A 24951-nucleotide genomic window follows, 5' to 3' on the forward strand; every position below is an offset into this window, starting at 1 on the left:
GGTCAACGGGCGTGGGCCCACACGCGTGGGCAGCGGCCGTGGGCCAACAGGTGTTGGCGGCCTACCCCGGGTTGCTGCCCGGGCCGGTCCTCGGGTCCAGCGCGCTGTCGTAGGGCGCGACCCAGAAGAACTCGCCGGTCTCGTCGTAGGCGTAGAGCAGTCCGGTGCTGCCGCCGGCGAGGGCGTCGTTGCCCGTCTGCCGGACCTGGACCACCGCGGCCGAGCCGTCCGCCGCCCTGACCTCGGCCTGGCCGAACCCGGCGTCCACCCGCCCGGTGCGGATGGTGCAGGTCAGCCCGACGAAGTCCAGCCGGGACGGCCCGTGTTCGTCGGGAAACAGCCGGTGCAGGGGTCGTACGAGCAGCTTGGTCGCCTGCCAGGAGACGTACACCGTGCCGATCAGCACGACCGCCCCGACCAGGACGCCGACCGGGCCCGAGGGGACCAGCAGCACGCTCGCGCAGAAGCTGATCAGCCAGCCGACGGCGACGAACAGCGAGAAGGCGAAGGTCACCGGGACCCCGCCGAGTCCCCAACCACCTGAGTGTGCACGGGAGTTGACGTGCAGGTGGGCGTGTCCGTGCGCGTCGGCCGCGCCGAGCGCGACCAGCAGCCAGAACAGGACGACCACGACGAGCGCCGCGGTGAAGACGACGGCGGGAAACCCGATGGCGGCAGCGACGAACGCCCCCATGATCCCGTCCCCCCGTTCCCTCACGCGCTCCGACGACTTGAGGGATCCGCGGATCGAGGTTCCGGTGCCGTACACCTGCCGGTGTCCGGCACCGGAACCGTCCGTGGTGCTCCCCTGGCGCCATGGTGCACGCGGGGTGCACGCCCGCGCATTGCCGGAACCCGGCAGTGTTCATTAGGGTCTTGATGCCGGTGACGCGCTAAGAAAGCGTCACCAGGGCGTCAAGAAGACAGGGGGCGGCGTTGCCGGAGCGCGGAATACCTGAGCAGTATCTGACGGGGTATGCGCAGCTCCTGGCGGAGGTCTCCGTCACCGGACGCCGCCTGACCCGGGCCGAGTTGGAGGCCCGCCGCGCCCTGGGCGAGCAGGCGGCCGAGGCCGGTCACGAGCTGCGGGCCCTGGTCAACGCCCATCTCGCCGCCACCCGCGTCGCCTGGCCCGAGGCCCCGGGTTCCGCCGACTGCACGCTCGCCGCGGTGCAGCAGGTCGTCGACGCCTTCGCCGAGGGCTTCGGACGCGCCCAGCGTCTCGCCGTACGCCAAGAAGAGGCGGCGCGGCGGGAGTTCATCGACGACCTGCTCTACGGCCGCAGCGACCTGGGCCGGCTCGCCGAACGCGCCGAGCGCTTCGGCCTGCGCCTGTCCCACACGCACGCCGTCGCCGTCGTCCAGGGGCCGACGCCCTACGACGAGAGCGCGCCCGTGCCGCGTCAGGTGGAGCGGGCGATGATCAGCCGTTTCGGTGACCGCAACATCCTGCTCACCACGAAGGCCGGCCGGATGCTGTGCGTCGCGCCCGGCGACCAGGACGACATCCTCGCCCACTTCGCGAAGCAGTCGTACGCGGCGGCGGAAGGCACCCGCACGGCGATCGGCCGGCCGCAGCCGGGCGCGGGCGGCATCGTCCAGTCGTACGAGGAAGCCCTGAACACGCTCGAACTGGCCGAGCGGCTCACCCTGGAGGGCCCGCTCCTGCGCGCCGCCGACCTGCTGGTCTACCCGGTGCTCACCCGTGACCGGCAGGCCATGGCCGATCTGGTGCTGGACGCGCTGGGTCCGCTCACCAGGGCGCGCGGCGGTCCGGGCCCGCTGCTGGACACGCTCTCGACGTACTTCGACTGCGGCTGCGTGGCCGCGGAGGCCGCCCGCCGGCTCTCCCTGAGCGTGCGCGCGCTGACCTACCGGCTGGAACGCATCCATCAGCTGACCGGCGCGAACCCGGCGGACCCCGGCCAGCGGTACACGCTGCAGACGGCGGTGATCGGGGCACGCCTGCTGGACTGGCCCGACAAGGAGCTGTGACGCGGAGCGGCACAGAAAACAGGGCGGCACGGAGACAGGGCGGAACAGAAGAAAGCGACCTCGCGCCCGGATGGTTCGTCGGCGGCGTGGTCGCTTGGGTGTACGGAGGTGCGGGGCGGGGGCGTCAGCCCAGGGTGGTACCGATGTACGAGGTGGGTTCGGGGCCGGGGTCCGTGGCAGCGGGGGCCGGCGTCGTCGGCGCGGGCGGCGTCTCGTGGCAGGTGAAGCCGAGACGGGTCAGGGCCCGGGTCACCTCGAAGGCGGTGAAGTCACGGCGGTCCTGCTTGGTGATCACCTCACCGACCTGCTTGACCGGGTACAGCTTGCGGCTGATGACGGCGCAGGGGCCGCTGACGGGCTGCTCCGGGCGGATGCCCTTGAGCATCTCCTCCACCTCGCTCTTCGTCAGATCGAAGGGGTAACGGGCGATCACGCAGCGCATGGTGCCTCACCAAGGGGTTTCGAGCGGGAGGAGAGGGGAGGATTTCTCCTCGGGGAAAGCCGGGAAGCCGGGAAGCCGGAGAAGCCGTAGAACGGCTGAAGAACTGCAGGTAAATGAGCAGATACGAAAAGGGACCCGCACCCAAGGTGCGGGCCCCTGTTTCGCAGTCTCGCGTGCTTAGGCGGGAACGATGTTCTCCGCCTGCGGGCCCTTCTGGCCCTGCGTGATGTCGAAGGTCACCTTCTGACCTTCCTGCAGCTCGCGGAAGCCCTGGGTGGCGATGTTCGAGTAGTGGGCGAAGACGTCAGCGCCGCCGCCGTCCTGCTCGATGAAGCCGAAGCCCTTTTCCGCGTTGAACCACTTCACGGTACCGGTGGCCATGTCTTAACTCCTAGGCAGTGCACGAGATCCGCACTTTACGAATCTCCTCCATCGCCGTGATGATCACCTGCACCGGAGGTCCGGTTCAAAATTGGCAACCACAACTGCAACTGATGTCAGCCTAGCACGGAACCCCTTTAGGGGGCGGTGCAATTGGGCGGGAAAAGCCTCGCCCAAAACAGTGAATTTCTGTTTCGCCGACATCAGATTTTCTACCCATGGGGTGAACGGCGCAGCTCCTCGTTGACGCGCAGCGCCTCGTCCAGCCGGTCCTCCAGGGTGATGATGCGGCAGGCGGCCTCGATGGGCGTTCCCTGGTCGACCAGCTCGCGGGCGCGGGAGGCCGTGCGCAGCTGGTGGCGCGAGTAGCGACGGTGACCGCCGTCCGACCGCTTCGGGGTGATCAGCCCGGCCTCACCCAGTGACCGGAGGAATCCGGGGGTGGTGGCGATCAGCTCGGCGGCCCGGCCCATGGTGTAGGCCGGGTAGTCGTCGTCGTCGAGCCGGTCGGCCGCGGGCTGCTGGCTTTCTGAGGGCATGTACACCTTTCCTGCGGACCGCTGGGGGGACGGCCCGCCGCGGGGGACCTGGGATCCCCTTACGGGAACTCTAGTCGCACCCGGGGAATCTCTGTCGCGGCGAGCACAGATGTCCTGCCGCCGGTCGACGCGGTCAGTGGCCCAGAACCAGCACCCGGCAGGCGTCGGACGGCTGCGGAGCAGGTCCTTCCGGTCCCGGTGCGGAGCCCGGCACGGAGCCCCGCAGCGAGGTCGACACGAAGCCGGGTACGACGTCCTGCCAGCCCCAGGCCCGGTAGGCGGCCAGTGTCTCGGTGTCGGTGCGGGGCACCAGGGCGACGCCGAGGGCGGGCGCGTGATCGGCGAGCAGCCGGCGCTGCAGGCGCCGGGCGAGGTTCCAGTCCCGGTCCTGGTAGTGGGTGCGGACGCGGGGCGGGACGACGATCCCGGAGACCGCGAAGAGCCCGCCGGTGACCGCGAGGCCGTGCAGGCTCCGGGGCAGGCGGGTGTCGCAGCCCTGCCACCACGGATCGGCGCCGCGCACGGGGAAGCCGTAGGCGCAGGCCGTCAGGGTCGTGTTCTCGGCGATCAGCAGGGTGAACCCGGGCCGCCGGACGTCGCCCGCGAGCCGTCGCAGGAAGGCGGCGCGGGAGCGGTTCCCGGGGCGGGACCCGCCGCCGGAGGTCTCCTCGTACAGGTCGCCCAGGTCCTCGAACCGGTCCTCTATCTGGCGCCGGCTGAGCGGGCGGAGGCGGTCGCCCTCCCAGGGTGACGGACCGCGCTCCCGGCCCGACGACCACGGCTTCTCCCAGTGGGCGCCGTCGGCACCGCCGTGCCTGACGACGTCCGCGGTCATCGGCCGACCGGGCACATTCACGGTCATGGGGCGAGCCCTGCCCCGGGCGCGGACACGTCCGCCCCGGCGTCGTCGTTCGCCGAGGGCGGCACCGGTGCGATCCGGCACACGAGAAACCCTCGGTCTCTTCACGGTACGCCCGGGGGTCGGGGAGGGGGCGGGCACCGATGTGCGGTGCGGGTGAGAGGCGTGGATGAGAGGTGCAGGTGAGGCGGCCCGGCGCGGCGACGGCCGCCGCCGGGCGTCCGGCGTCGGCGGCGGCCGTCCGCGGCTCCGGGCCGCCGCCGTTCCCCCCTCTCGGCGGCGATCCGGAGCCTGGGTGCCCCACGTCGGGTCACGGCGGCGCGCGGGAGTGCGCCACACGGGGTTCGACGGGGGAAGTCGTTGAAGGCGGAACCGAGCACGGGCAGACGGCGACAACTGGCCTGCGGTGTCTCGTGGATCGGTCTTTGCCCAGGGTCAGGGGGCACAGGCAGCCGACGGCTGCCGAACGGTGAGCGTTCCTGCGGAATCCTGGCAAGACCGGACACCACGAGCCTAGGACAGCGGGCGTGATGTGGAAACCCCGCGTACAGCCCCGCGCACCCCTGTATGCCGACGTCACGCGGGCCGGTGCCGCCGTTACGGGAGTACGGTGAGCGCTACCGGGAGTTCTCCGCACCTCGGCTCTCCGCCGACGTCGTTCCCGGTGCACCACGGCACCGGACCGCAGCAAGACGGCCGGGGACAGGGATCGCGCATGAACGCGCCCACCGACAGCCGTAGTTCGTCCGGTGCAGTGCGGTCCCGCTGAGCTCCGGAGCACGCGCAGTCCGTCCGAGCCCCGATCCCCGGCTCCCCCAACGCCATTCCGCATCCCGCGTTCCGCGTTCCTCAGGAGACACCATGACCGTCGCACCGCAGTCGACGTCGCCCCCGTCCCCCGCCCATCTCCTGCTACGCCTGCGCCTCGCACCCCACAGTCCGGTGCCGCGCCGACTCGACGGGGCGTGGTGGCCGCGCTCCTACGACGTGCTGACCGAGGTGCCGCACCTGCTCGCCGGGCTGCCCCGGACCTGGGGCCACATCGTCAGCGTGATGGTGAACGGGCGGGTCTGGTCCGCCGCCCCGGGCCGGATGCTCGTCGCCAACCAGGTCGTACGGCTGCACCGGACCACCGCCGTGCACGCCCCGAACACCGTCGTCCTGCTCGCCCCGGGCCGTGGCCGCTGGGACCTCCTGGTCGTACCGCCGGACCTGACCGAGGAGGCGGCCGAGCCGATGATGGCCGCCGCGGTCGCCAACCTCGCCTGAGACAGGGCCAGTTGCTGGTCCCCTTACTGGTTCCAGCTCTCGTCGTACGGGTCCTTCGGCGTCGGCACCGGCGTGGCCTTCGTGACCTGGAAGTAGGGGATGGGGCGGTTGTTGACGGGGTCCTTGGTCTGCCGGGCGGAGTAGGTGCCGGTGACCTCCAGCCAGGCGTCGGGCTGCAGGACCGGCGGGATCTTGCCGGCCAGTGCGATCTTGACCGGCTGGGCGTCGGCGGCACAGCAGTTGAGGGCCATGCGGACGAGGTAGGGGGCACCGGACTTGTCCAGGGCCACGAAGCCGGTGACCTTGAGCTGACGGGTTCCGAGGGAACGCCCGTGGTCGTAGACCGCGCGGCTCGCGTAGTCGACCAGGCCGAGGGTGAGCGGGTTGCTGTCGGGGAGCTTGGCGAGGCCGTAGGGCTGCTGGAGGGCTGTGCCCGTGCGGACCGCGCTGTAGGAGCCGAGGGCCGGCGGGGCGACCAGGATGAGGGCGAAGAGAGGGAGCAACAGGAGCCAGGAGATGCGGGGTTCGCGGTGTACGTGGCCGACGTGACCCTCGCCCTCCGTCTCCGCGTGGGCCTCCGGGTGGGCCTCTGCGTGCGTCTCGGCGTGTGCCTTCTCCGCCCGTGCCCGGCGCCACTCGTACCAGGCCGTCGCCAGCGCCGTCACGATGAGCACCGCGCCGGAGAGCAGCAGCAGCGGCTGAAGCCCGGCCTTGACGTAGCGCAGGTAGAGGTTGGTGAGGCCGGCGTGCAGCAGGGCCGTCCCGACCAGGAACATGACCGCGGCCTGTGCCTGCCGGTTCACAGGAGCACCGCCGAGGTGACGACCGCGCCCGCGATGGCGAGGACGAAGGTGGCGGGCGCGAAGCGCAGGGCGAAGCCGCGCCCGAACGTGCCCGCCTGCATGGCGAACAGTTTCAGGTCGATCATCGGGCCGACCAGCAGGAACGCGAGCTTGGCCGTGAGCGAGAACTGGGTGAGCGACGCGGCCACGAACGCGTCCGCCTCCGAGCAGATCGACAGCAGGACGGCCAGGATCGAGAGGGCCAGGATCGCCACCACCGGGTTGTCGGCCGCCGTACGCAGCCAGCTCGCCGGTGCCACCGCCTTGAGCGTGGCCGCGGACATCGCGCCCAGGACCAGGAACCCGCCCGCCTGCATCACGTCGTGCCGGACCGAGCCCCAGAACGCGGCCCCCTTGGTCTCCCCCTCGTGCGGTGCGTGGGCGGGAAGGCGCAGCCAGTCGGTGCGGCCGAGCCGCTGCCACAGCCAGCCCATCACGCAGGCCACGAGCAGGCTGCCGGCGAACCGGGCGAGGACCATCTCCGGGTTGCGCGGGAACGCCACGGCCGTCGCCGTGAGCACGATCGGGTTGATCGCCGGGGCGGAGAGCAGGAACGCTATCGCCGCCGCCGGGGTGACGCCCCGCCGCACCAGCGCCCCGGCCACGGGTACGGACGCGCACTCGCAGCCCGGCAGGATCGCGCCCGCCATCCCGGCCACCGGCACGGCCAGCACGGGGTTGTTGGGCAGCGCGCGGGTGAACCACGTGGCCGGTACGAACACCGCGATGGCCGCCGACAGCAGCACGCCCAGCACCAGGAAGGGCAGCGCCTGCACGACCACGGCCACGAACACCGTCATCCAGCTCTGCATCACGGGCGCGGACAGAGCGGTACGGATCGGGCCCTGCGCCAGCACCACCAGGAGCAGCACCATCGTCAGCACGAGCGGCGAGTTGAGCTGCCAGCCCTCCTTCGACGGCGACGGCGAGGGCGCAGGCGCGGGCGCATCGGGCTGGGAGGCCACGGGTGGCTGCTGGGGCGTTTCCGCGATCGGCGGAGTCTCCGTGGTCGGCGCGGCTGGTTCGGTGGTGATGGCCACGGGTGAAGTACCTCCGGCAGGCGCATGGTTTCGCGAGTTTTGCTCCCTCTCTCTGCATACGGCAGTCGGAGCGCGGGTGTTCAGCGGAATACTGGAACCACCCGCCTCCTTGGGGCAGTCTTTTCCCTCGTGGCGAGCAGCGTTCCGAACCAGAGTCCTCCGGGCAGTGCCCGTGCACACATGGTGGTGTGCGGCGACGACGCGCTCGCCCACCGTCTCGCCGCCGAACTGCGCGGTGTCTACGGCGAACAGATCACCCTCGTCGTACCGCCCTCCGAGGCCACCGCCCGCCAACCCGTCGTCGGCCGTGCGCGTGCCGCCTCGGTGGCCCTGCGCGACCGGGTCAACGCGGCGGTGGCCAGGGCGAACGGAAACGGCAACGGAGGACCGGCCGCCCCCGAACCCCCGCGCGGGGAGCGGGTGTTGGAGTTCGCCGAGCTGACCGAGGCCGTGTTCGTCGAGGCGGGCGTGGAGCGGGCGACCGCGCTGGCCCTCGTCCATGACGACGACGAGACCAACATCCGCGCCGCCCTCACCGCCCGCCGCCTCAACCCCCGTATCCGGCTCGTGCTCCGCCTCTACAACCGGCGCCTCGGCCAGCACATCGAGGAACTCCTCGACCAGGCAGCCGCGTTGGCGACCGGCGAGGGGGCCGGGACCGGTACCGGGCTCGACGCCTCCACCACCGTTCTCTCCGACGCCGACACGGCCGCGCCCGCGCTGGCCGCCACCGCCCTCGCCGGCACCAGCAAGGTCGTCCAGACCGACGGGCTGCTGCTGCGCGCGGTGGAACGGCCGCCGCCGGGGCCCGGGCAGGTCGCCGATCCGGGGCTGGCCACGCTCGCCCTGCTGTCGGCGACCAGCAGCGACCCGGCCGGCGCGGACGGCTCCGAGGGCATGGGCGAACAGGGGCCGCGCCTGCTGCCCGACGCGGCGGCCGTCGCCTCGGCCACCGGGCGCGGAACCATCGTCCTGGAACAGGTGTCGTACGCCGGGCCGCAGTTGCCGGGTGGGCGCGGGGGCGGTGTCGTACCGGCCTTCTCCTCGCTCTTCTCCCGGCGGCTGCGCTGGTCGCTGGCGGGCATGGTGGTGTGTGTGATCGCGCTCGCCATCGCGCTGTGGCTGGTGACCAAGATCCATCCACTGACCGCCTTCTACCTGACACTGCTCGATCTCTTCGCGATCGACAACCCCGCGATCGGGGAGCCCCTGGGCCGGCAGATTCTTCAACTCCTCTCCGGTCTCGTCGGGTTGCTGATGCTGCCGGTGCTGCTGGCCGCGGTGCTCGAAGCCCTCGGCACGTTCCGTACGGCGTCCGCGCTGCGCAAGCCGCCTCGCGGGCTCGGCGGGCATGTCGTGCTGCTCGGGCTCGGCAAGATCGGCACCCGGGTGCTGACCCGGCTGCGCGAACTCAACATCCCCGTGGTGTGCGTCGAGGCCGACCCCGAGGCCCGCGGCCTCGCGGTCGCGCGCCGGCTGCGGGTGCCGGTGATCCTGGGTGACGTCACCCAGGAGGGCGTCCTGGAATCCTCCAAGATCCACCGCGCCCACGCCCTCCTCGCGGTCACCAGCTCCGACACGACCAACCTCGAAGCGGTGCTGTACGCCCGCTCCGTGCGGCCCGATCTGCGGGTCGTACTCCGGCTGTACGACGACGACTTCGCGACCGCCGTGTACCGCACCCTGCGGGCCGCGCACCCCGGAGCCCTGACCCGGAGCCGGAGCGTGTCCCATCTGGCCGCGCCCGCGTTCGCCGGGGCGATGATGGGGCGGCAGATCCTGGGGGCGATCCCCGTCGAGCGGCGGGTGCTGCTGTTCGCGGCGATGACCGTGGGCGGGCATACCCAGCTGGAGGGGAAGACGATCGCCGAGGCGTTCCGGGCCGGGTATTGGCGGGTCCTTGCGCTGGATACCGCGACCCGGGACGCCTCCGAGGACGTACGGCGGTCGGGGTTGGTGTGGGACCTCCCCGACACGTATGTCCTGCGGAGCTCGGACCGGGTCGTGCTGGCCGCTACTCGACGCGGGCTGGCGGAGTTGCTGGGGCGGCGACCCCGGGATCGTGCCGGGGCTTGAACAGGTGCCCGGCGCCGGGGTCGGCCGGGGGTGGGACCGCAACCCGGCGCTGCGGGGTGCCGTCCGCGCCCACCCGTGCCGCCCCAGCGGCACGACTGCCCGCGGCTAAGCGGACAGGGGATCCGCTCCCCCCAAGTGCCGCTCCGCGAAGTCCAGTTCGAGCTTCACCTGCTTGATCCGCTCGTCCACCACCAGTGACCCGTGTCCCGCGTCGTACCGGTACACCTCGTGCACGGCGCCTCTCTTCTCCAGCCGCTCCACGTAGTTGTCGATCTGGCGGATCGGGCAGCGGGGGTCGTTCACGCCGGCCGAGATGTAGACCGGGGACGTGACCCGGTCGACGTAGGTCAGCGGGGAGGACGCCTCGAAGCGGGCCGGGACCTCCTCCGGGGTGCCGCCGAGGAGCGTGCGGTCCATGGCCTTCAGGGCTTCCATCTCGTCGTGGTACGCCGTGACGTAGTCGGCGACCGGGACCGCCGCGATGCCGAGCGTCCACGCGTCGGGCTGGGTGCCGATGCCGAGGAGGGTGAGGTAGCCGCCCCAGGAGCCGCCGGTGAGGATCAGGCGGGCGGGGTCGGCGAGGCCCGAGGTGATCGCCCACTCCCTCACCGCCGCGATGTCCTCCAGCTCGATCAGGCCGACCCGGTACTTCAGGGCGTCGGTCCAGGCGCGGCCGTAGCCGGTGGAGCCGCGGTAGTTGACCCGTACGACCGCGTACCCGTGGTCGACCCAGGCCGCCGGGCCCGCCGAGAACGAGTCGCTGTCGTGCCAGGTCGGGCCGCCGTGGATGTCGAAGACCGTGGGGAGGGGGCCGGTCGCGCCCGCCGGCTTCTGGACCAGGGCGTGGATACGGCCTCCCGGTCCTTCCACCCATACGTCCTCCACCGCGACCGAACCCGGTGACTTCATGCCGGGCGGGTCCAGGACGACCTCGCCCGTCGTGGAGCGCACCGCGGACGGCTCGGCGGCCGACGACCAGAGGTACTCCACGCTGCCGTCGGGGCGGGCGGTCGCGCCCGAGACCGAACCGGGCGGTGTCGGCACCTTCTCCAGTTCGCCCGAGGCGAGGTCGTAGCGGAAGACCTCGCTGCGGGCCTCGAAGCTGTGCGCGATGAGGAGGGCCGAGCCGTCCGGGTACCACTCGGCGCTCACGTCACCGGGCAGGTCCAGGGACAGGTCCGTCTCGCCGCCCTTGACCACGTCCCACACCAGGGGTTCCCAACGGCCGCGCCGCTGATGGCCGATGAGGAGGCGGGTGTCGCCGTCCACCGGTGCGAAGCCGAGGACCTCCAGGCCCAGTTCCTCGGTGCCGCCCTTGGTGTCGTCCAGGTCGGCCACCGTCGTGCCGTCCGGGCGCAGGACGCGCAGCGCCGAGTGCATCGCGTCGCCGTGCTCCGTGTGCTCGATGGCGATCAGCGCACCGTCGTGGGAGAGATCGCCGACGCCCGCGGACTCGCGGTGCCGGTAGATCAGCGTGGTCTCGTCACCGGTGCGGGCGAGGTGGATCGTCGTACCGTCCTCGTCCGTGGAGCGGCCGACCACGGCGGTCCTGCCGTCGCGGGCGAGGGCCACGCCCGCCGGATAGGACGGTTCGAGGCCGGGCACCGCCGGTTCGTCGGGGCCGCCCTTGAAGGGCTGGCGGCGCCAGACACCGAACTCGTCGCCGTCCTTGTCGTCGAACCACCAGATCCACTCCCCGTCCGGGGAGAGCACACCGTCCGTCGTGCCGTTCGGCCGGTCCGTGACCTGGCGTTGCTCGCCCGTCGCCCGGTCCCAGGCGTACAGCTCATACGTCCCCGTCGCGTTCGACACGAACAGGGAACGGTCGGGGGCGTCCTCCGCCCAGTCGGGCAGGGACACTCGCGGCGCCCGGAAGCGCTTCTCCCAGTCCGGTGTGTTCTCGGATCCGTTGCTCTCAGTCATGGCCCCATACTGCCCGCCCACACAGACATTGCACTGATCGGATCCTCAGCCTGTGGATAACCTCGACCAAGACCCGGTGCGAGCGTTACCGACCCCAGGGCCGAGCCCCCCTCGACAGCCCCGTACCGTGGAAGGCGTGTACCGGTTTCTGCTGACATCGCGCTGGTGGGGCATCAACGTCTTCGTACTGCTCGCCATCCCCTTCTGCATCTTCATGGGGTCGTGGCAGCTGAGCCGGTTCCAAGCGCGCGTGGACAGCAGCCACGAGGCCACACGCCAGGTCGAGGCGGACCGCACCGAGGCGGCCCGTCCCCTGGCCCAACTGCTGCCGGTCGACCAGCGCACCTCGGGCCGGCAGACCACGGCGACCGGCCGGTACGGCAAGCAACTCCTCGTCCCCGACCGCCAGTTGGACGGAAAGAACGGCTTCTACGTCCTGACCCTGCTGCACACCGACGACGGCAAGGCCCTTCCCGTCGTCCGCGGCTGGATCCCCGGCAGGCCCGACGCCGCGAAGGCACCGGCCGCACCGACCGGCGAGGTCACCGTCACCGGCTCGCTCCAGGCATCCGAGACCCCGGGCGACAACGGAGTCAGCGCACAGGGCGGGCTGCCGTCCGGCCAGACCGCGGCGATCAGCGCGGCCTCGCTGGTGAACCTCGTGCCGTACCACCTGTACGACGCGTGGATCACGCTCGACAAGGGCGACTCCGGGATGAAGGCCGTACCGGCGACCGCGCCCGCGAACACCGGCCTCGACCTGAAGGCGTTCCAGAACCTCGGCTACACCGGCGAGTGGTTCGTCTTCGCGGGCTTCGTCGTCTTCATGTGGTTCCGGCTGCTGCGCCGCGAGGTGGAGTTCGCGCGCGACGCGGAGCTGGGGCTGGTGCCCGAGGAGGACACCGAGGAAGCGGTACGCGTCACCGCGGTCTGACGCCGGTCCCCCGTGACCGACAACAAACGACCGAGCGACGACGAACGACCGGCCTACGATCCCGCCAGCACACCCGTCCGGTAGACCGTCCCCGCGCACGCGTTGGGCACCGTCGCCGAGACCGTCGGCGAGCCCGCCTGAGCCGTGTGGGAGACCACGACGCTGCCGTCGAGCGTGCCGTCCTCCAGCAGTTGGGTGGACGTGCCGGTGTCTCCCGTCGTGGACCCGCTGCTGGTACTGGCGTCCTCGGTGGGTGTCGGGCTGGGCGACGACTCGCCGGTGGGCGTGCTGGTGGGGCAGGTCTCGGAGGGCACCCAGGCGAACTTGACCTGGTAGGTGGAGCCCGGCAGCAGCACCAGCTGGGAGGCCTCCGTCGACGGGTCGGGCAGCCCGACCGCCACGTCCCCGGAGCTGTGCTGCGCCACGTTGATCTTGGTGCCGTCCGCGGCACCCACCGCCGTGAAGCCCACGGTTCCGGGGCCGCCGACGGTACAACTCGTGCTGGACGTGTTGGTGACCGTGAACGTGCCGTAGACGATGCCGGCCGAGTCGGCCGCGTTCACCGTCGAGTTGGACGCGCCGAACTGCCCGGCCGTGCAGACCGGTGCGGCCGTCCCGATGCTGGCGGTGGGGTTGGCGGTCACGGTGCCCTGGCCGGGGGCCTTGCCCGTGCCGTCGTTCTTGTGGCCGCCGGGGTTCTGCCCCGAGGCCTGCCCCGAGGAGCCGCCGGAGGTGCTCGAACCTCCGTCCGGGTTCTTGCCCTGGCTGGTGCCGCCCTGGGCCTGTGAGCTGTTGCCCGCGATGGACGGGTCGACGCCCGAGCCGCTGGAGTTGGAGACGTGCACGAGGGCCGGGATGGCGGTGCCGAAGAAGAGGGCGGCTGCCGCCATGCCGACGACGGCCTGGCGCTTGCGGGCCCGGCGGGCAGGGACCGCCTTGCGCAGGTGGTCCAGAGTGCCGTCGCGCGGCTCGACCTCCTGGACCGCCTGGTGGAGCAGCCGGCGCAGCGCCAGCTCGTCGGGGTCGAACCCTTCGGGGTTACCCGCAGAGTTCCCGGAATTCCCGGGGGTCTCAGGGCTGTCAGGGTTGTCGGGGTGTTGCCCGTCGAGGCTCGGCCCGGCGGGGCTCTGTTCGTCGGGGCCGTGGTTCACAGTTCCGTTCCCAGCGTGCGATGCGTTCGGCTGTTCCTTGCGCGCCCATGTCGGCTCGTGCCAGACGTCCGGCTCGTGACGTTCACGCGAGCCGTGTCCCTCGGTGTGGTCGCTCATGCCGACGCCTCCATCGCGATCCGGAGGGCGGCGATCCCGCGCGAGCCGTACGCCTTCACCGAGCCCAGCGATATGCCGAGCGACTCGGCGACCTGCGCCTCGGTCATGTCCGCGAAGTAGCGCAGGACCAGGACCTCGCGCTGGCGGCGCTGGAGGCCCTTCATGGCCTTGATGAGGGAGTCGCGCTCCAGGAGGTCGTAGGCGCCCTCTTCCGCGCTGGCCATGTCCGGCATCGGCTTCGAGAGGAGCTTGAGGCCGAGGATGCGGCGGCGCAGGGCCGAGCGGGAGAGGTTGACGACCGTCTGGCGCAGATACGCCAGGGTCTTCTCGGGGTCACGGACGCGTTTGCGCGCCGAGTGGACCCGGATGAACGCCTCCTGGACGACGTCCTCGCAGGAGGCGGTGTCGTCGAGGAGGAGTGCGGCCAGGCCGAGCAGTGAGCGGTAGTGCGCCCGGTAGGTCTCGGTGAGGTGGTCGACCGTCGTGCCGGCCGCGACGGCGTCGTCGACACCGTCGCGCTGGTTCGGGATGCGGGCGGGCCGCGCTGCGGGCATCGGCGCGATCACCGGCATGCCGCCGGGCGCACGGGACCCACGCGGAGGCCGTAGGGCCGTGCCGCGCGCCACAGAGAAGTCGAGTACCTGAGCCACGCCAGTTGGACACGCTTCCCCCCTTGGGGGTTGTACGCGTCGGCCGTCACATTTACGTCAGACGAAACAGACAGTCCGCCCACCTGTCTGCTGTCACCACCCGTCCGTCCGGTGACACCACCCACCCGTCTGGTGTCAGGCAGCACAACCGGCAGTGCGTCGAACACCCTCATGCCTACCCGCTCTTCCCCTATGTCACGAATATCCAGGGCGTCCCCACGCCCCTCACCGCATCACCGCGCGCCCACCTGAAGGGCGTTCGCAAAGACGCTCCCCGCTCGCCGCGCGGTTGCGGGAAGCGGGGAGTGAAATCTTCGGATGCGGAGGTGGCTTGATTCAAGTGGTCCGAACCATTAATCCGGCCACATCGCGCACAGTGATCCTACAAACCCGTGCGCCACTGGCCAGGGAATTTACGGCCGGGCAGGGTAGGTGGGGCCTGCACTCATGCCAGCTCGCGGGCCACCAGCTCGGCGATCTGCGCGGTATTGAGGGCGGCTCCCTTGCGCAGATTGTCGCCGCAGACGAACAGTTCGAGCGCCGTCGGATCGTCCAGCGCCCGCCGCAGCCGCCCCACCCACGTCGGGTCGGTGCCGACCACGTCGGCCGGTGTCGGGAACTCCCCGGCGGCCGGATTGTCGAAGAGGACGACTCCTGGGGCCGTAGCGAGGATCTCGCGCGCCCCGTCGACGGTGACCTCGCCCTGGAAGCGGGCGTGGACGGTGAGGGAGTGCGTGGTGATCACCGGGACGCGCACGCAGGTCACGGCGACCGGCAGCGCGGGCAGCCCGAGGATCTTGCGGGACTCGTCCCGCACCTTCATCTCCTCCGAGGACCAGCCGTCCTCGCGCAAGGACCCGGCCCACGGTACGACGTTCAGCGCGACCGGCTCCGGGAACGGCCCGGTGTTGTCCCCGACGGCCCGCCGCACGTCACCGGGCTTGGTACCCAGATCCGTACCGGCCACGAGGGACAGCTGCTGGCGCAGGGTGTCGACCCCGGCGCGGCCCGCCCCGCTCACCGCCTGGTACGACGACACCACCAGCTCGCGCAGCCCGAACTCGGCGTGCAGCGCGCCCACGGCGACGATCATCGACAGGGTCGTGCAGTTCGGGTTGGCGATGATCCCGCGCGGACGGTGCCGCACCTTGTGCGGGTTGACCTCGGGGACCACCAGGGGCACCTCGGGGTCCATCCGGAAGGCGCCCGAGTTGTCGACGACGACCACGCCCTTGGCGGCGGCGATCGGCGCCCACTGGGCGGAGATCTCGTCGGGGACGTCGAACATGGCGACGTCGACCCCGTCGAAGGCCTCCTCCGTCAGGGCGATCACCTCGACCTGCTCCCCGCGCACGGTCAGTTTGCGGCCGGCCGAGCGCGGAGAGGCGATCAGGCGGATCTCGCCCCAGATGTCCGCGTGCTGGGACAGGATCTGGAGCATGACCGTGCCGACGGCCCCGGTCGCGCCGACCACGGCGAGCGTCGGACGCACGGTCGCTCCGGTGCTGGCCATCAGCGGCCGGTGCCTCCGTAGACGACGGCTTCGTCGCTGTCGGAGTCGAGGCCGAACGCCGTGTGCACGGCGCGGACGGCCTCGTTGACGTCGTCGGCGCGGGTGACGACCGAGATACGGATCTCGGAGGTCGAGATCAGCTCGATGTTGACGCCCGCGTCGGACAGGGCGGTGAAGAAGTCGGCGGTGACGCCGGGGTTCGTCTTCATGCCCGCGCCGACCAGCGAGATCTTCCCGATCTGGTCGTCGTAGCGCAGCGACTCGAAGCCGATGCCGCCCTTGTTCTTCTCCAGGGCGTCGATGGCCTTGCGGCCCTCCGCCTTGGGGAGGGTGAAGGAGATGTCCGTGAGACCCGTCGAGGCGGCCGACACGTTCTGCACGATCATGTCGATGTTGACCTGGGCGTCGGAGATCGTCCGGAAGATCACCGCGGCCTCGCCCGGCTTGTCGGGCACGCCGACGACCGTGATCTTGGCCTCGGAGGTGTCGTGCGCGACACCGGAGATGATGGCCTGCTCCACCTTCTGGACTCCTTGCTTCGGCTCACTGCTGACCCAGGTGCCCTGAAGCCCGCTGAAACTGGACCGCACATGGATCGGGATGTTGTATCGGCGGGCGTACTCCACACAGCGGTGGAGCAGCACCTTGGAGCCGGAGGCGGCGAGCTCCAGCATGTCCTCGAAGGCGATCCAGTCGATCTTCTTCGCCTTCGGCACCACCCGCGGGTCGGCGGTGAACACCCCGTCGACGTCCGTGTAGATCTCGCACACCTCGGCGTCGAGAGCGGCGGCGAGGGCGACGGCGGTCGTGTCGGACCCACCCCGCCCCAGCGTGGTGATGTCCTTCTTGTCCTGGCTCACACCCTGGAACCCGGCGACGATGGCGATGTTGCCCTCGTCCAACGCCGTACGGATCCGACCGGGCGTGACGTCGATGATCCGCGCTTTGTTGTGGACCGAGTCGGTGATGACGCCTGCCTGGCTGCCCGTGAACGACTGGGCCTCGTGGCCCAGGTTTTTGATCGCCATGGCCAGCAGTGCCATGGAGATCCGCTCTCCGGCGGTCAGCAGCATGTCGAACTCACGCCCGGCGGGCATCGGAGATACCTGCTCGGCGAGATCGATCAGCTCGTCCGTCGTGTCGCCCATCGCGGAAACGACGACGACCACTTGGTGGCCGTTCTTCTTCGCTTCCACGATTCGCTTGGCGACGCGCTTGATGCCCTCGGCATCGGCTACGGAGGAGCCTCCGTACTTCTGCACGACAAGGCCCACGTGCGCTCCTCGCTCAGTCCTGGTGTGTCGGCTCAGTTTAACGAGCGCCCGAAATTCCCTTCCCAGGTATCGCATGGTGAGATTCGGACGCCCAGGTCAGCGCATGCCCACTTGAGGGGTGCGGGAAAAGTGCCGAGCGTCACAGGTGACGGCCGGGGATGGGGTTTACGGCACTAAGGTGCGCCGTGTGCGCGTACTTCTGGTGGAAGACGATGAACCGGTGGCCGAGTCGCTACGGCGTGGACTGCTGCGCTACGGCTTCGAGGTCGACTGGGTCACCACGGGCGGGGCGGCGCTGAGCCACCGGGACCCGTACGACGTCGTCCTCCTCGACCTCGGCCTGCCCGACACCGACGGCCTCGACGTGTGCAAGGCGCTGCGCGCCCGCGGCGACATCCCGATCATCGTGATCAGCGCGCGCAGCGACGAGACGGACCGGGTGGTCGGTCTGGAGCTGGGCGCCGACGACTACGTGTCGAAACCGTTCGGGGTGCGGGAGGTCATCGCGCGGATAAGGGCGGTGATGCGCCGCGCACAGCCACGCGCCGAGGCCGCAGGTCCCGACGCCTACGGCACCCGCCTCACCATCGACCGCAAGGCCGCCCGCGTCCGCCTCGACGGCGAAGAAGTCCCGCTCGCCCCCAAGGAGTACGACCTGCTGTCGTTCCTCACCGAGGAGCCCGGCGCGCTGATGTCGCGCGAGCAGATCATGGAAGCGGTCTGGGACGCGAACTGGTTCGGCCCGACGAAGACGCTCGACGTCCATGTGGCGGCGCTGCGAAGGAAGTTGGCGGGCGCGATCACGATCGAGGCGGTACGGGGGGTCGGTTTCCGCCTGGAGATCACAGCCGGTGCCGCTGAAGGAACGTCTCCCTCATGATCCGGCAGCTCATCGTCAGCTACGTCCTGCTCGTGGCCGTCGCGCTCACCGCGTTCACCGTGCCGGTCGCCTTCACGCTCACCGCCCAACTCCGGGGCGACACCGAGCAGTCCGTGCAGCGCGAGGCGAAGACGATGGCCCTCCTGCTGAGCGGTGACGCCGCCTCGCGCGCCGCACTGGACCGCATGGTGGTGGCCTACGCGCAGGAGACCCCCGGCACGGCCGAGGTGCTGCCCGCCGCGCGGGCGAAGACCGCGACGCACTGGGGCGACGGGGCGTTGGAGGTGACGGAGCCGGCGACACGCGACGGCCGGACCGTCGGCGCCGTACGCATCTCGTACCCGACCTCCGACCTGACCCGGCGCCTGGTGCAGATCTGGGGCTTCCGCGCGATCCTCGCCCTCGCCGTCCTGGCGGTGGCGGCCGGACTCGGCGCGCTCGTCGCCCGCCGCCTCACCCGCCCCCTGCGCCAACTCAACGACATGGCGAGCAGGTTCAGCGACGGCGACCTGACGGCCCGCTCCCCCGTGACGGGCCCGCACGAGACGCAGACGCTGGCCAGGACGTTGAACCAGGCGGGCGAACGCCTCGACACCCTCATCGCCTCGCAGCGCATCTTCGTCGCCGACGCCTCCCACCAACTCCGCACCCCGCTCACGGCGTTGAGACTGTCCCTGGACAACATCGCGGACGGCGTCGACGACGAGTTCGTACGGGAGGACGTGGAACAGGCGACGGCGGAGGTGGTCCGGATGAGCCGCCTCGTCAACGGCCTGCTGGTACTGGCGCGGGCAGAGGCGAAGGTGACGGCCGCGGAACCCCTCCCGCTTCGGGAGATCGCGGCCGAACGCCTCTCGGTGTGGAGACCGGCCGCCGACGAGCGCGGAGTCCACATCGCGCTCAGGGGGAGTGTTGTCGACGGCCGGCCGCTTGTGCTGGCCAGTCCCGGTCATCTCGAACAGGTCCTGGACAACGTGCTGTCGAACGCCCTGGAGGTGTCGCCGGACGGCGCGACGATCACCGTACGGTCCGAATCCCGGGGCGACGAGGTCGAGTTGACGGTGGCGGACGAGGGCCCCGGCATGTCCGACGCGGACAAGTCCCGCGCCTTCGACCGCTTCTGGCGCGGCCAGGGCCTCACCGGGCGCTCCGGTTCGGGCCTGGGCCTCTCCGTCGTACGCCAGTTGGTGACGGACGACGGCGGGACGGTGGCCCTGCGGGACGCGCCCGGCCGTGGGCTGTCCGTGGTGATCAGCCTTCGGGCATCACCGAGGAGTGGTGGTTGACGATCAGCCACTTGCCGCCGCGCTTCTCGTACTCGTACGTGTAACGGGCCTCCACCACACGCTTCTTGCCGGTCTTCGGGTCGGTGAGCGTGATGTCGTAGGCGCCCGCGTCGATGGCCGAGTTGCTGTCGAGGACGTTGATGTACGTCTCGACCTTCTTCGCGACCGGCTTGTTCGGCAGGAAGTGCTCGAAGTAGTCGACGATCTCGGCGCGGTCGGTGCGGATCTCGTTGGAGACGGTCGGCAGGAGCACGGCGTCCGGCGCGTACCGGTTCGCGACCTTCTTCGGGTCACCGGTCTGGAGCGCGGCGTTCCAGCCGTCGAAGAGGGCGGCTATCTGCTTCTTGGTGGGCTTGGCGTCGTGCTGGGGACCGGCGGTCGCGGCGACGGTGCCGACGGTGCCGAGAGCCAGGACGGAGGTGACGGTGACGATGGCTGCACGCTTGCTCATGGACCGGCGGGTCATCTCAACTCCAGTGGTACTGGTGCCTTTTGGGATGACTCCAGACTCGCTTTCCGCTGGTTAACGCCCGTGCAGCGGACGTACAGGGGGCGGCCAGGACGGCTCCAATTAACGCGCCGTGGCCACCTGACCACGGTCCCGGACGAGGCTGACCCCGGCGCCCAGCGATACGACGCCCATCCCGACGGCGGTCATCACGCCCTGCGTTCCGTCGACCACGAAGGGTGCGACCGCGGCGACGACCAGGTTGAAGAGGAAGAGGAACCAGAGGACGGGCTTGGAGGAGAGGAAGTTCTTCATGCGTCCAACGATCCCGTTTCCGGGGTGCCGCAACGAGGGAGCCCAGTCCCGAAGTGAGGGTGTAGCGGGCTACACCCCGAACCGGAATGATGTTGCCCCATGACGGGGGACATACTGCTGGCCACGATCGTCCTGCTCGGCGCTTCCGTCCAGTGGCTGACAGGCATGGGCTTCGCCCTGGTCGCCGTACCGGCCCTCGTCCTGCTGCTCGGCCCGGCGCAGGGGGTCGTCCTCGCCAACTGTGCCGCCGGCGCGATCAGTGTCGTAGGTCTGGCGGGCGGTTGGCGGCAGGTGCGGGCGCGCGCGATGGTCCCGCTGTGTGCGGCGGCGGTCTGTACCGTACCGGCGGGCGCGTGGATGACCCGTCAACTCCCCCCGCCGGTCCTCCTGTTGGTGATGGGAGGGCTGGTCACGGTCGCCGTCCTGCTGGTGATGCGCGGCGCCCGCGTCCCGGCCCTGCGCGGCACGAAGGGGGCGGTGGCGGCGGGTGCGGCGGGCGGATTCATGAACGCGGCGGCGGGGGTCGGCGGCCCGCCGATCTCCCTGTACGCGGTCAACGCGGGGTGGACAGTACGGGAGTTCGTGCCCAATGCGCAGTTCTACGGCGTCGTCGTCAACGCGTTCTCTGTCGCGGCGAACGGGGTGCCGTCGCTGAGCGGGGCGCGGTGGGTCGCCGTCGTCGCCGCGATGGCCGTGGGCGGGGTGATCGGGCGCGGGCTCGCGGGGCGGTTGCCGGAGAAGTGGGCCCGGCTGCTGGTGTTGTCGCTGGCGTTGGCGGGTGGGGTGACGGCGGTGGTGAAGGGGGTGTGGGGGTTGTGATCGCCGGGGCGGCGGTCAGTCCACGAACTCCTTGAGGGGCTCGGTATCCAAGGTGATGTTCACGGGGTCCGGGATCTTGATGGTCGCGCCGAAGGGGAGCTTCTCCTCGTGTCGGTAACGGCCGTCCTCCGGCTGGTTGAACACGACGACCGAGCCGTCGTCACGGTCGATGAGGAGGTAGACGGGAATGCCTGCGGCCGCGTACCCGTCGGGCTTCTCGACCCGGTCGCGCTGATTCGTGTCGGAGTCGTACGACGTGACCTCCACGGCCATCAGCACTCCGTCGGCATCCGACCACTCGCCGTGCCCCTTGAGGCCGCCCTTGGGCATCAGGATCGCGTCCGCGCGAGCGCGTCCCTTGCGGTAGGCCTCGGTCTTGAGGCCCCGCTCCGGATAGAGCCTAAGGTCGGGACGCAGTTGCATGCACCGCTCCAGTAGCCACATGTAGATCTCCGTGTGGTTGCCGTCCGGCACGGGCTTGACCTGGACCTTCCCCTTGATGAACTCCAGCCGCACGGTCTCGGGGGCATGGCGTTCCAGCTGCTCGAACTCCTCGACGGACATCTGGGGCTGCTGCTCGGTCCTGGGGGTCATGGCGTCGCCTCCTCGACTCCATGGTGCCCTGACCGGCACGTCCTGCACGCTCATACGCCCCCGCCCTCTCCTCCGCGTCGCTTCTCGACCGTCACGGGTTCCACCGCCTCGGCGGGAGGCCGTTCGCGATGCGGTCGCGGTTGTCGCGGTAGTGGTAGTGGACGCGGTCCTCGATCGGCACGGGGCGGAACGTGTCGGGCACGGGCCCGCCCGTACGGCGTTCCAGCTTCTGCTTCAGGAAGCGGGCCGTCGTGGTTCCCAGGTAGGCGATCTCCTCGAACCCCTTCTTGATCTCCTCCTCGCTCATCTCCGGCTCCGCACGGCACTCCTCGCACACGCCGTTGATGATCTTCGCCGTCCGCTCGTCGGCGTCGCAGGTGGCGCAGGCCATGAGCACGCGGGTCACACGGGCGCGGAGGGGGCGGGTCTCGGCGGCGTCGTTCTTCTTCGGGGGCATCTTCGTCTCCAATCGGTTGCGGGCGAGTCCGCCCGGATTCGTGACGGTGGGTGGCAGTCCGTCGGTCAGCGCGCGGGCCATGTCGGCCGGGGTGGCACCTCGTGTCAGCCACTCGGCGGCGAGGGGTTCGAGGGCTCGGCACTCGGCTGCGGAGAGCGACATACGGGGGTCTGTGGCGCGGAGTTGGGCGAGTGCGCGGTACGCGGCGCTGGGCTCGGGGGTCGGGTCCGTCGCCGGTGTCTCGTCGGTCTCTGTCCCGCTCTCGCTCTCCGGCGCAGGGGTCGAGGTCGAGGTCGGGTCTTCCGTCCTTGCCAGGCCCGGCTGGTAGTCACGCGTGACGTCCCTGCCGTGGCGCTCGCGCGCGAACTCGGCCCACCACCGCGCCGACCTGGGCGTACGCGACCAGTACGTCCGCGTCACCCACCGCATCGAGTTGTCCTCGACGGTGATGTGTTCCTTGATCCAGCGCAGGTGGCCGGCCTCGGTGAGGCTCTTGAGAGACGTACGGCAGGCCTGCTGGCCGTAGCGGGGGTGCTCGGCCGCGATCACCTTGTGGCCCATGGCGTGACCGTTGTCGAGGTGGTCGATGAAGACGGCGATCTCGGCGTCTCGCGGGAGCAGATGTGCGAAGTCGGGGTCCGCGTGCGGTTCTTCGTCACCCGTGGCGCGTTTTCCGTAGCCCGTATTGGCCATGGGGTGCGACGGGGACGGCAGGGCAGGGCTAGGCTGGGCGTAAGCCACGATCGAGGTCCTTCGATTCGTTGGTCCAGGCCCCGGATCTGGTGCTACCAACACCTACCGGGGCCGATCTATTTGCTTGTTTGCCGCGAACCTAGAGTGGCTTTGCCTTGCGGCGCAAGCCGATCATGGAATGTCACCCGTTCGGGTTAAACCCCCCTCAACTCACGTACAGGCTTGGTTGGTTGGGTTGTTTTTCACCCAGCCCAGAACCCAAGAAAAGAGCTCGAAGCCCGGGGCTCAAGCTCCGGGGTGAACTGCGGAGACTCCGGAGAGGAACGCCGTCCAGGCGGGGGCGGGGAGGGCCAGTTCGGGACCCGTAGCGTTCTTGGAGTCGCGTATGTGGACGGTCAACTGCCGTACGGGGAAGGCGACCTCGACGCAGTTGCCGCCCTCGTTGTCGCTGTAGCTCGACTTGAACCACTTCAGCTGGTCATTCATGGCTGATCCACCATCCGTTCGACGAAACGGGCCGACTCATCGGGGCTGAGAGCCTGCGTGCGGATCATGCTAAGCCGCTCGGTCACCCGGCTGACAACCTCCGGATCGGCCGACAGTTGGCTGGCGAACGGGCCCTCCGTATAGGCGAAGCGCTCGTGGTCGCGAGTCTCCAGCAGCACCATGGGTCCCATGAGCGCATCGCTGGTAGCCCGTTCAAAGGGGAGCACCTGCACCGTGACGTTCCGCAGCCGGGACACCTCCAGCAGACGGCGGAGCTGTTCGGTGTCCACCTGGGGGCTGCGCAGCACCGCCTCATAGAGGACGAAGCTCAGGGCCACCGGCGGCTTCCGCTCGGCGAGGATGGCCTGTCGCTCCATGCGTCCCTCGATCCGCTCCTCCACCGTCTCCTCGTCCAGGGGCGGGCAGCGGTTCTCGATCAACGTGCGCGCGTACCCCGGCGTCTGCAACAGCCCCGGGACGACCGTGGTTTCGTACGACCAGTGGGTGATCGCCTCTTTCTCACGCTCCATGAAGTCCTGTGCCCGCGACGGGAACTTCTCCTTGTTCAGGTAGTCCTTCGCCGCACTCAGCAACCCCTCGGCCCGGCACAACCCATCGGCCACGTCGAGCACGCGCGGCGTCGGCATCCGTACGCCCTGCTCCATCGACTTGATGGTGTCCGGCGAGTAGTTGGAGGCGGCGGCCAGCTGCTCCCGGCTCACGTTGGCCTTGGTGCGCCATCGCTTCAGCTGGTTCCCGCTGTACCGCCAGGCCACAGGCGGCGGCAGGGAGTTGGCGTTGGACTGGCCCGACACGGCACCCACCTCCGACCGATACACCCCGGCGTGTATCACCTCAGTCACTACCGAGCGTAGCTTCGCAAACGCCACCGTGTGACCATGACCGACTCAATTCACCTGCCGGACTGGATCCCCGCGTCCGGTCACCAACTCCGCCTCACCGGCGTCCACTTCGACGCCGTACGCATCGAAGGCGTGCGCGGAGAACGGGTCGCCGCGCGTCTCATCGAGGCCGCCGACGGGGATGCGGGGCCCGTCGTCTGCGAGGCCGCGGGGTTCCGATGGATGTACTTCCTGCTGGCTCCTGGGGAGGTTCGCCGGCACAACTGGCCCTTGGGCGTGCAGCAGTTCGGGGGACGGGGCGCTCGTACCGTCACGTACATCGGGATTCCGGCGCTCGACGGGAACACGTGGCCATTGCGCTGGTACAGCGAACCTACGGTTACGGCCCCTCTCGTGGAGGCGGGCCGGTTGCTCTCGGTGCTTTGAGAGGGGCGGGGTCGCGGGGCTGAACCATCAATCGGTTCAGACGAGTTCGCCCGGACGGACAGCGAGCAGTTCGTCCGGCCAGAAGCGGCTGGGGAGGATCATCGTTGCGCTGCGGTCCGGAAGGATGATCAAGGGGAAGAGCCCTCGGTCGAGTATCCGGTCCGGCAGATGCCGCCGGCTGACGAGCACATTCGTGCAGTACAAGGGCGCGCTACCGGCCAGACTTCGCGGAACGGGCATCCGCATCTCCCGGTCCAGCTCACTGGCCAGCATGTCGGAGAACGCCTGAAGCTCGGAATCGTCCAACTGCTTGCCCTTGGTGGAGAACAACTCCCCCGCGATGTGCCGCAGTTCGTCGGGCCGGTCGTCGAAGACATCCGGGTCCGCGCAGTAGAGCACGACCGCCGGGAGACTGCCGTACCCCGGCTTGAACAGCAGTTCGTTGGCCTGAACGATCGATGCCCAGACGACGATGCCCTGCTCCAGAAGCAGGTCCTGCTGCTCGATGACGTCGAGCAGGGCATCTTTGGACCTCAGCCACCAAGGGCGACGGACGCGAAGGTACGTCCGTCTGTCCCGCCGGGAGAAGGACCGTGGCGCGGCGCCGAGGTCCTGTCGGCACTGGGCGATGAGTTCGGCGGGGGTTCGGCGCATCCGGGGATCCTAGCTTCGGCCGGGC

27 protein-coding genes are annotated in these 24951 nt (G+C 70.2%); 8 read left to right on the plus strand and 19 right to left on the minus strand.

Annotated features, from left to right (window positions below):
* Positions 1-61: 61 nt before the first annotated feature.
* Entirely contained in the window at positions 62-694 is a 633-nt protein-coding gene (locus AB0I69_RS05745; RefSeq protein WP_363094299.1) for a hypothetical protein, read from the minus strand.
* Positions 695-936: 242 nt separating this feature from the next.
* Here AB0I69_RS05745 and AB0I69_RS05750 point away from each other — a divergent pair, with 242 nt between their 5' ends.
* Positions 937-1995, plus strand: a complete 1059-nt coding sequence (locus tag AB0I69_RS05750) for a helix-turn-helix domain-containing protein (protein WP_363094300.1) — start codon at positions 937-939, stop codon at positions 1993-1995.
* A gap of 124 nt (positions 1996-2119) precedes the next feature.
* Here AB0I69_RS05750 and AB0I69_RS05755 read toward each other — a convergent pair whose 3' ends face one another.
* The 4 genes from AB0I69_RS05755 to AB0I69_RS05770 form a co-directional block, all read right to left on the minus strand.
* Positions 2120-2437, minus strand: a complete 318-nt coding sequence (locus AB0I69_RS05755; protein WP_363094301.1) for an SCO5918 family protein — start codon at positions 2435-2437, stop codon at positions 2120-2122.
* A 177-nt stretch (positions 2438-2614) separates the two neighbouring features.
* The gene (locus tag AB0I69_RS05760; protein WP_019063123.1) at positions 2615-2818 is read right to left on the minus strand and encodes a cold-shock protein; all 204 of its coding nucleotides are present in this window, start codon (positions 2816-2818) and stop codon (positions 2615-2617) included.
* A gap of 212 nt (positions 2819-3030) precedes the next feature.
* Positions 3031-3357, minus strand: coding sequence for a MerR family transcriptional regulator (locus AB0I69_RS05765; protein WP_363094302.1), 327 nt, complete (start codon positions 3355-3357; stop codon positions 3031-3033).
* 133 nt (positions 3358-3490) lie between these two features.
* Positions 3491-4219 carry a hypothetical protein gene (locus AB0I69_RS05770; RefSeq protein WP_363094303.1) on the minus strand — a complete coding sequence of 243 codons (729 nt, stop codon included), beginning with the start codon at positions 4217-4219 and terminating at the stop codon, positions 3491-3493.
* 858 nt (positions 4220-5077) lie between these two features.
* Between AB0I69_RS05770 and AB0I69_RS05775 the strand changes: the two genes are divergently transcribed.
* Entirely contained in the window at positions 5078-5485 is a 408-nt protein-coding gene (locus AB0I69_RS05775) for a DUF5994 family protein (RefSeq protein WP_363094304.1), read from the plus strand.
* Positions 5486-5508: 23 nt separating this feature from the next.
* Here the strand turns inward: AB0I69_RS05775 and AB0I69_RS05780 are convergent, their stop codons facing one another.
* Together AB0I69_RS05780 and AB0I69_RS05785 are read right to left on the minus strand one after the other, a co-directional pair.
* Positions 5509-6288 carry a TIGR03943 family protein gene (locus AB0I69_RS05780; RefSeq protein WP_363094305.1) on the minus strand — a complete coding sequence of 260 codons (780 nt, stop codon included), beginning with the start codon at positions 6286-6288 and terminating at the stop codon, positions 5509-5511.
* Positions 6285-7367, minus strand: coding sequence for a permease (locus AB0I69_RS05785; protein WP_363094306.1), 1083 nt, complete (start codon positions 7365-7367; stop codon positions 6285-6287). Before AB0I69_RS05785 ends, AB0I69_RS05780 begins: the two co-directional genes overlap by 4 nt.
* A 180-nt stretch (positions 7368-7547) precedes the next feature.
* On the opposite strand from AB0I69_RS05785, the gene AB0I69_RS05790 reads away from it, so the two are divergent.
* Entirely contained in the window at positions 7548-9443 is a 1896-nt protein-coding gene (locus AB0I69_RS05790; RefSeq protein WP_363094998.1) for an NAD-binding protein, read from the plus strand.
* A 105-nt stretch (positions 9444-9548) separates the two neighbouring features.
* Here AB0I69_RS05790 and AB0I69_RS05795 read toward each other — a convergent pair whose 3' ends face one another.
* Positions 9549-11366, minus strand: a complete 1818-nt coding sequence (locus AB0I69_RS05795; protein WP_363094307.1) for a prolyl oligopeptidase family serine peptidase — start codon at positions 11364-11366, stop codon at positions 9549-9551.
* 136 nt (positions 11367-11502) lie between these two features.
* Here AB0I69_RS05795 and AB0I69_RS05800 point away from each other — a divergent pair, with 136 nt between their 5' ends.
* The gene (locus AB0I69_RS05800; protein ID WP_363094308.1) at positions 11503-12300 is read left to right on the plus strand and encodes an SURF1 family protein; all 798 of its coding nucleotides are present in this window, start codon (positions 11503-11505) and stop codon (positions 12298-12300) included.
* 53 nt (positions 12301-12353) lie between these two features.
* Here the strand turns inward: AB0I69_RS05800 and AB0I69_RS05805 are convergent, their stop codons facing one another.
* From AB0I69_RS05805 to AB0I69_RS05820, 4 genes are all read right to left on the minus strand, one after another.
* Positions 12354-13568, minus strand: coding sequence for a hypothetical protein (locus tag AB0I69_RS05805; RefSeq protein ID WP_363094309.1), 1215 nt, complete (start codon positions 13566-13568; stop codon positions 12354-12356).
* A complete protein-coding gene (locus AB0I69_RS05810; protein WP_043667413.1) occupies positions 13565-14140 on the minus strand; it encodes a SigE family RNA polymerase sigma factor in 576 nt (191 codons plus the stop codon). The genes AB0I69_RS05805 and AB0I69_RS05810 overlap by 4 nt, the downstream gene beginning before the upstream one ends.
* A gap of 523 nt (positions 14141-14663) precedes the next feature.
* A complete protein-coding gene (locus tag AB0I69_RS05815) occupies positions 14664-15731 on the minus strand; it encodes an aspartate-semialdehyde dehydrogenase (RefSeq protein WP_363094310.1) in 1068 nt (355 codons plus the stop codon).
* Positions 15731-17005, minus strand: a complete 1275-nt coding sequence (locus AB0I69_RS05820) for an aspartate kinase (protein ID WP_363094311.1) — start codon at positions 17003-17005, stop codon at positions 15731-15733. Before AB0I69_RS05820 ends, AB0I69_RS05815 begins: the two co-directional genes overlap by 1 nt.
* A 187-nt stretch (positions 17006-17192) precedes the next feature.
* Here AB0I69_RS05820 and AB0I69_RS05825 point away from each other — a divergent pair, with 187 nt between their 5' ends.
* A complete protein-coding gene (locus AB0I69_RS05825; RefSeq protein ID WP_363094313.1) occupies positions 17193-17885 on the plus strand; it encodes a response regulator transcription factor in 693 nt (230 codons plus the stop codon).
* Positions 17882-19171: a HAMP domain-containing sensor histidine kinase gene (locus AB0I69_RS05830; RefSeq protein WP_363094315.1), complete on the plus strand. Its 1290-nt coding sequence runs from the start codon at positions 17882-17884 to the stop codon at positions 19169-19171. Before AB0I69_RS05825 ends, AB0I69_RS05830 begins: the two co-directional genes overlap by 4 nt.
* Here the strand turns inward: AB0I69_RS05830 and AB0I69_RS05835 are convergent.
* Positions 19137-19637, minus strand: coding sequence for an SgcJ/EcaC family oxidoreductase (locus AB0I69_RS05835; protein WP_363094316.1), 501 nt, complete (start codon positions 19635-19637; stop codon positions 19137-19139). The two genes, AB0I69_RS05830 and AB0I69_RS05835, sit on opposite strands and share 35 nt — an antisense overlap.
* A gap of 105 nt (positions 19638-19742) precedes the next feature.
* On the minus strand, positions 19743-19934 hold the full coding sequence (locus AB0I69_RS05840) for a hypothetical protein (protein ID WP_363094317.1): 192 nt from the start codon (positions 19932-19934) through the stop codon (positions 19743-19745).
* Positions 19935-20033: 99 nt separating this feature from the next.
* On the opposite strand from AB0I69_RS05840, the gene AB0I69_RS05845 reads away from it, so the two are divergent.
* A complete protein-coding gene (locus AB0I69_RS05845; RefSeq protein ID WP_363094318.1) occupies positions 20034-20753 on the plus strand; it encodes a sulfite exporter TauE/SafE family protein in 720 nt (239 codons plus the stop codon).
* 15 nt (positions 20754-20768) lie between these two features.
* Here the strand turns inward: AB0I69_RS05845 and AB0I69_RS05850 are convergent, their stop codons facing one another.
* From AB0I69_RS05850 to AB0I69_RS05865, 4 genes are all read right to left on the minus strand, one after another.
* Positions 20769-21347, minus strand: coding sequence for a Uma2 family endonuclease (locus AB0I69_RS05850; RefSeq protein WP_363094319.1), 579 nt, complete (start codon positions 21345-21347; stop codon positions 20769-20771).
* 91 nt (positions 21348-21438) lie between these two features.
* Positions 21439-22497: a hypothetical protein gene (locus AB0I69_RS05855; RefSeq protein WP_363094320.1), complete on the minus strand. Its 1059-nt coding sequence runs from the start codon at positions 22495-22497 to the stop codon at positions 21439-21441.
* A 285-nt stretch (positions 22498-22782) separates the two neighbouring features.
* Positions 22783-22983 (minus strand): DUF397 domain-containing protein, encoded by a 201-nt coding sequence (locus AB0I69_RS05860; protein WP_363094321.1) that lies wholly within the window; start codon positions 22981-22983, stop codon positions 22783-22785.
* Positions 22980-23798 (minus strand): helix-turn-helix transcriptional regulator, encoded by an 819-nt coding sequence (locus AB0I69_RS05865; protein WP_363094999.1) that lies wholly within the window; start codon positions 23796-23798, stop codon positions 22980-22982. The genes AB0I69_RS05860 and AB0I69_RS05865 overlap by 4 nt, the downstream gene beginning before the upstream one ends.
* A 78-nt stretch (positions 23799-23876) precedes the next feature.
* Here AB0I69_RS05865 and AB0I69_RS05870 point away from each other — a divergent pair, with 78 nt between their 5' ends.
* On the plus strand, positions 23877-24272 hold the full coding sequence (locus AB0I69_RS05870; RefSeq protein ID WP_363094323.1) for a hypothetical protein: 396 nt from the start codon (positions 23877-23879) through the stop codon (positions 24270-24272).
* Between the two features lie 36 nt (positions 24273-24308).
* On the opposite strand, the gene AB0I69_RS05875 is transcribed toward AB0I69_RS05870, so the two are convergent.
* Complete coding sequence (locus AB0I69_RS05875; RefSeq protein WP_363094324.1) at positions 24309-24926, minus strand: hypothetical protein; 618 nt, start codon at positions 24924-24926, stop codon at positions 24309-24311.
* Positions 24927-24951: the final 25 nt, after the last annotated feature.

Source organism: Streptomyces sp. NPDC050508, from assembly GCF_040655155.1.
Lineage (GTDB): Bacteria > Actinomycetota > Actinomycetes > Streptomycetales > Streptomycetaceae > Streptomyces.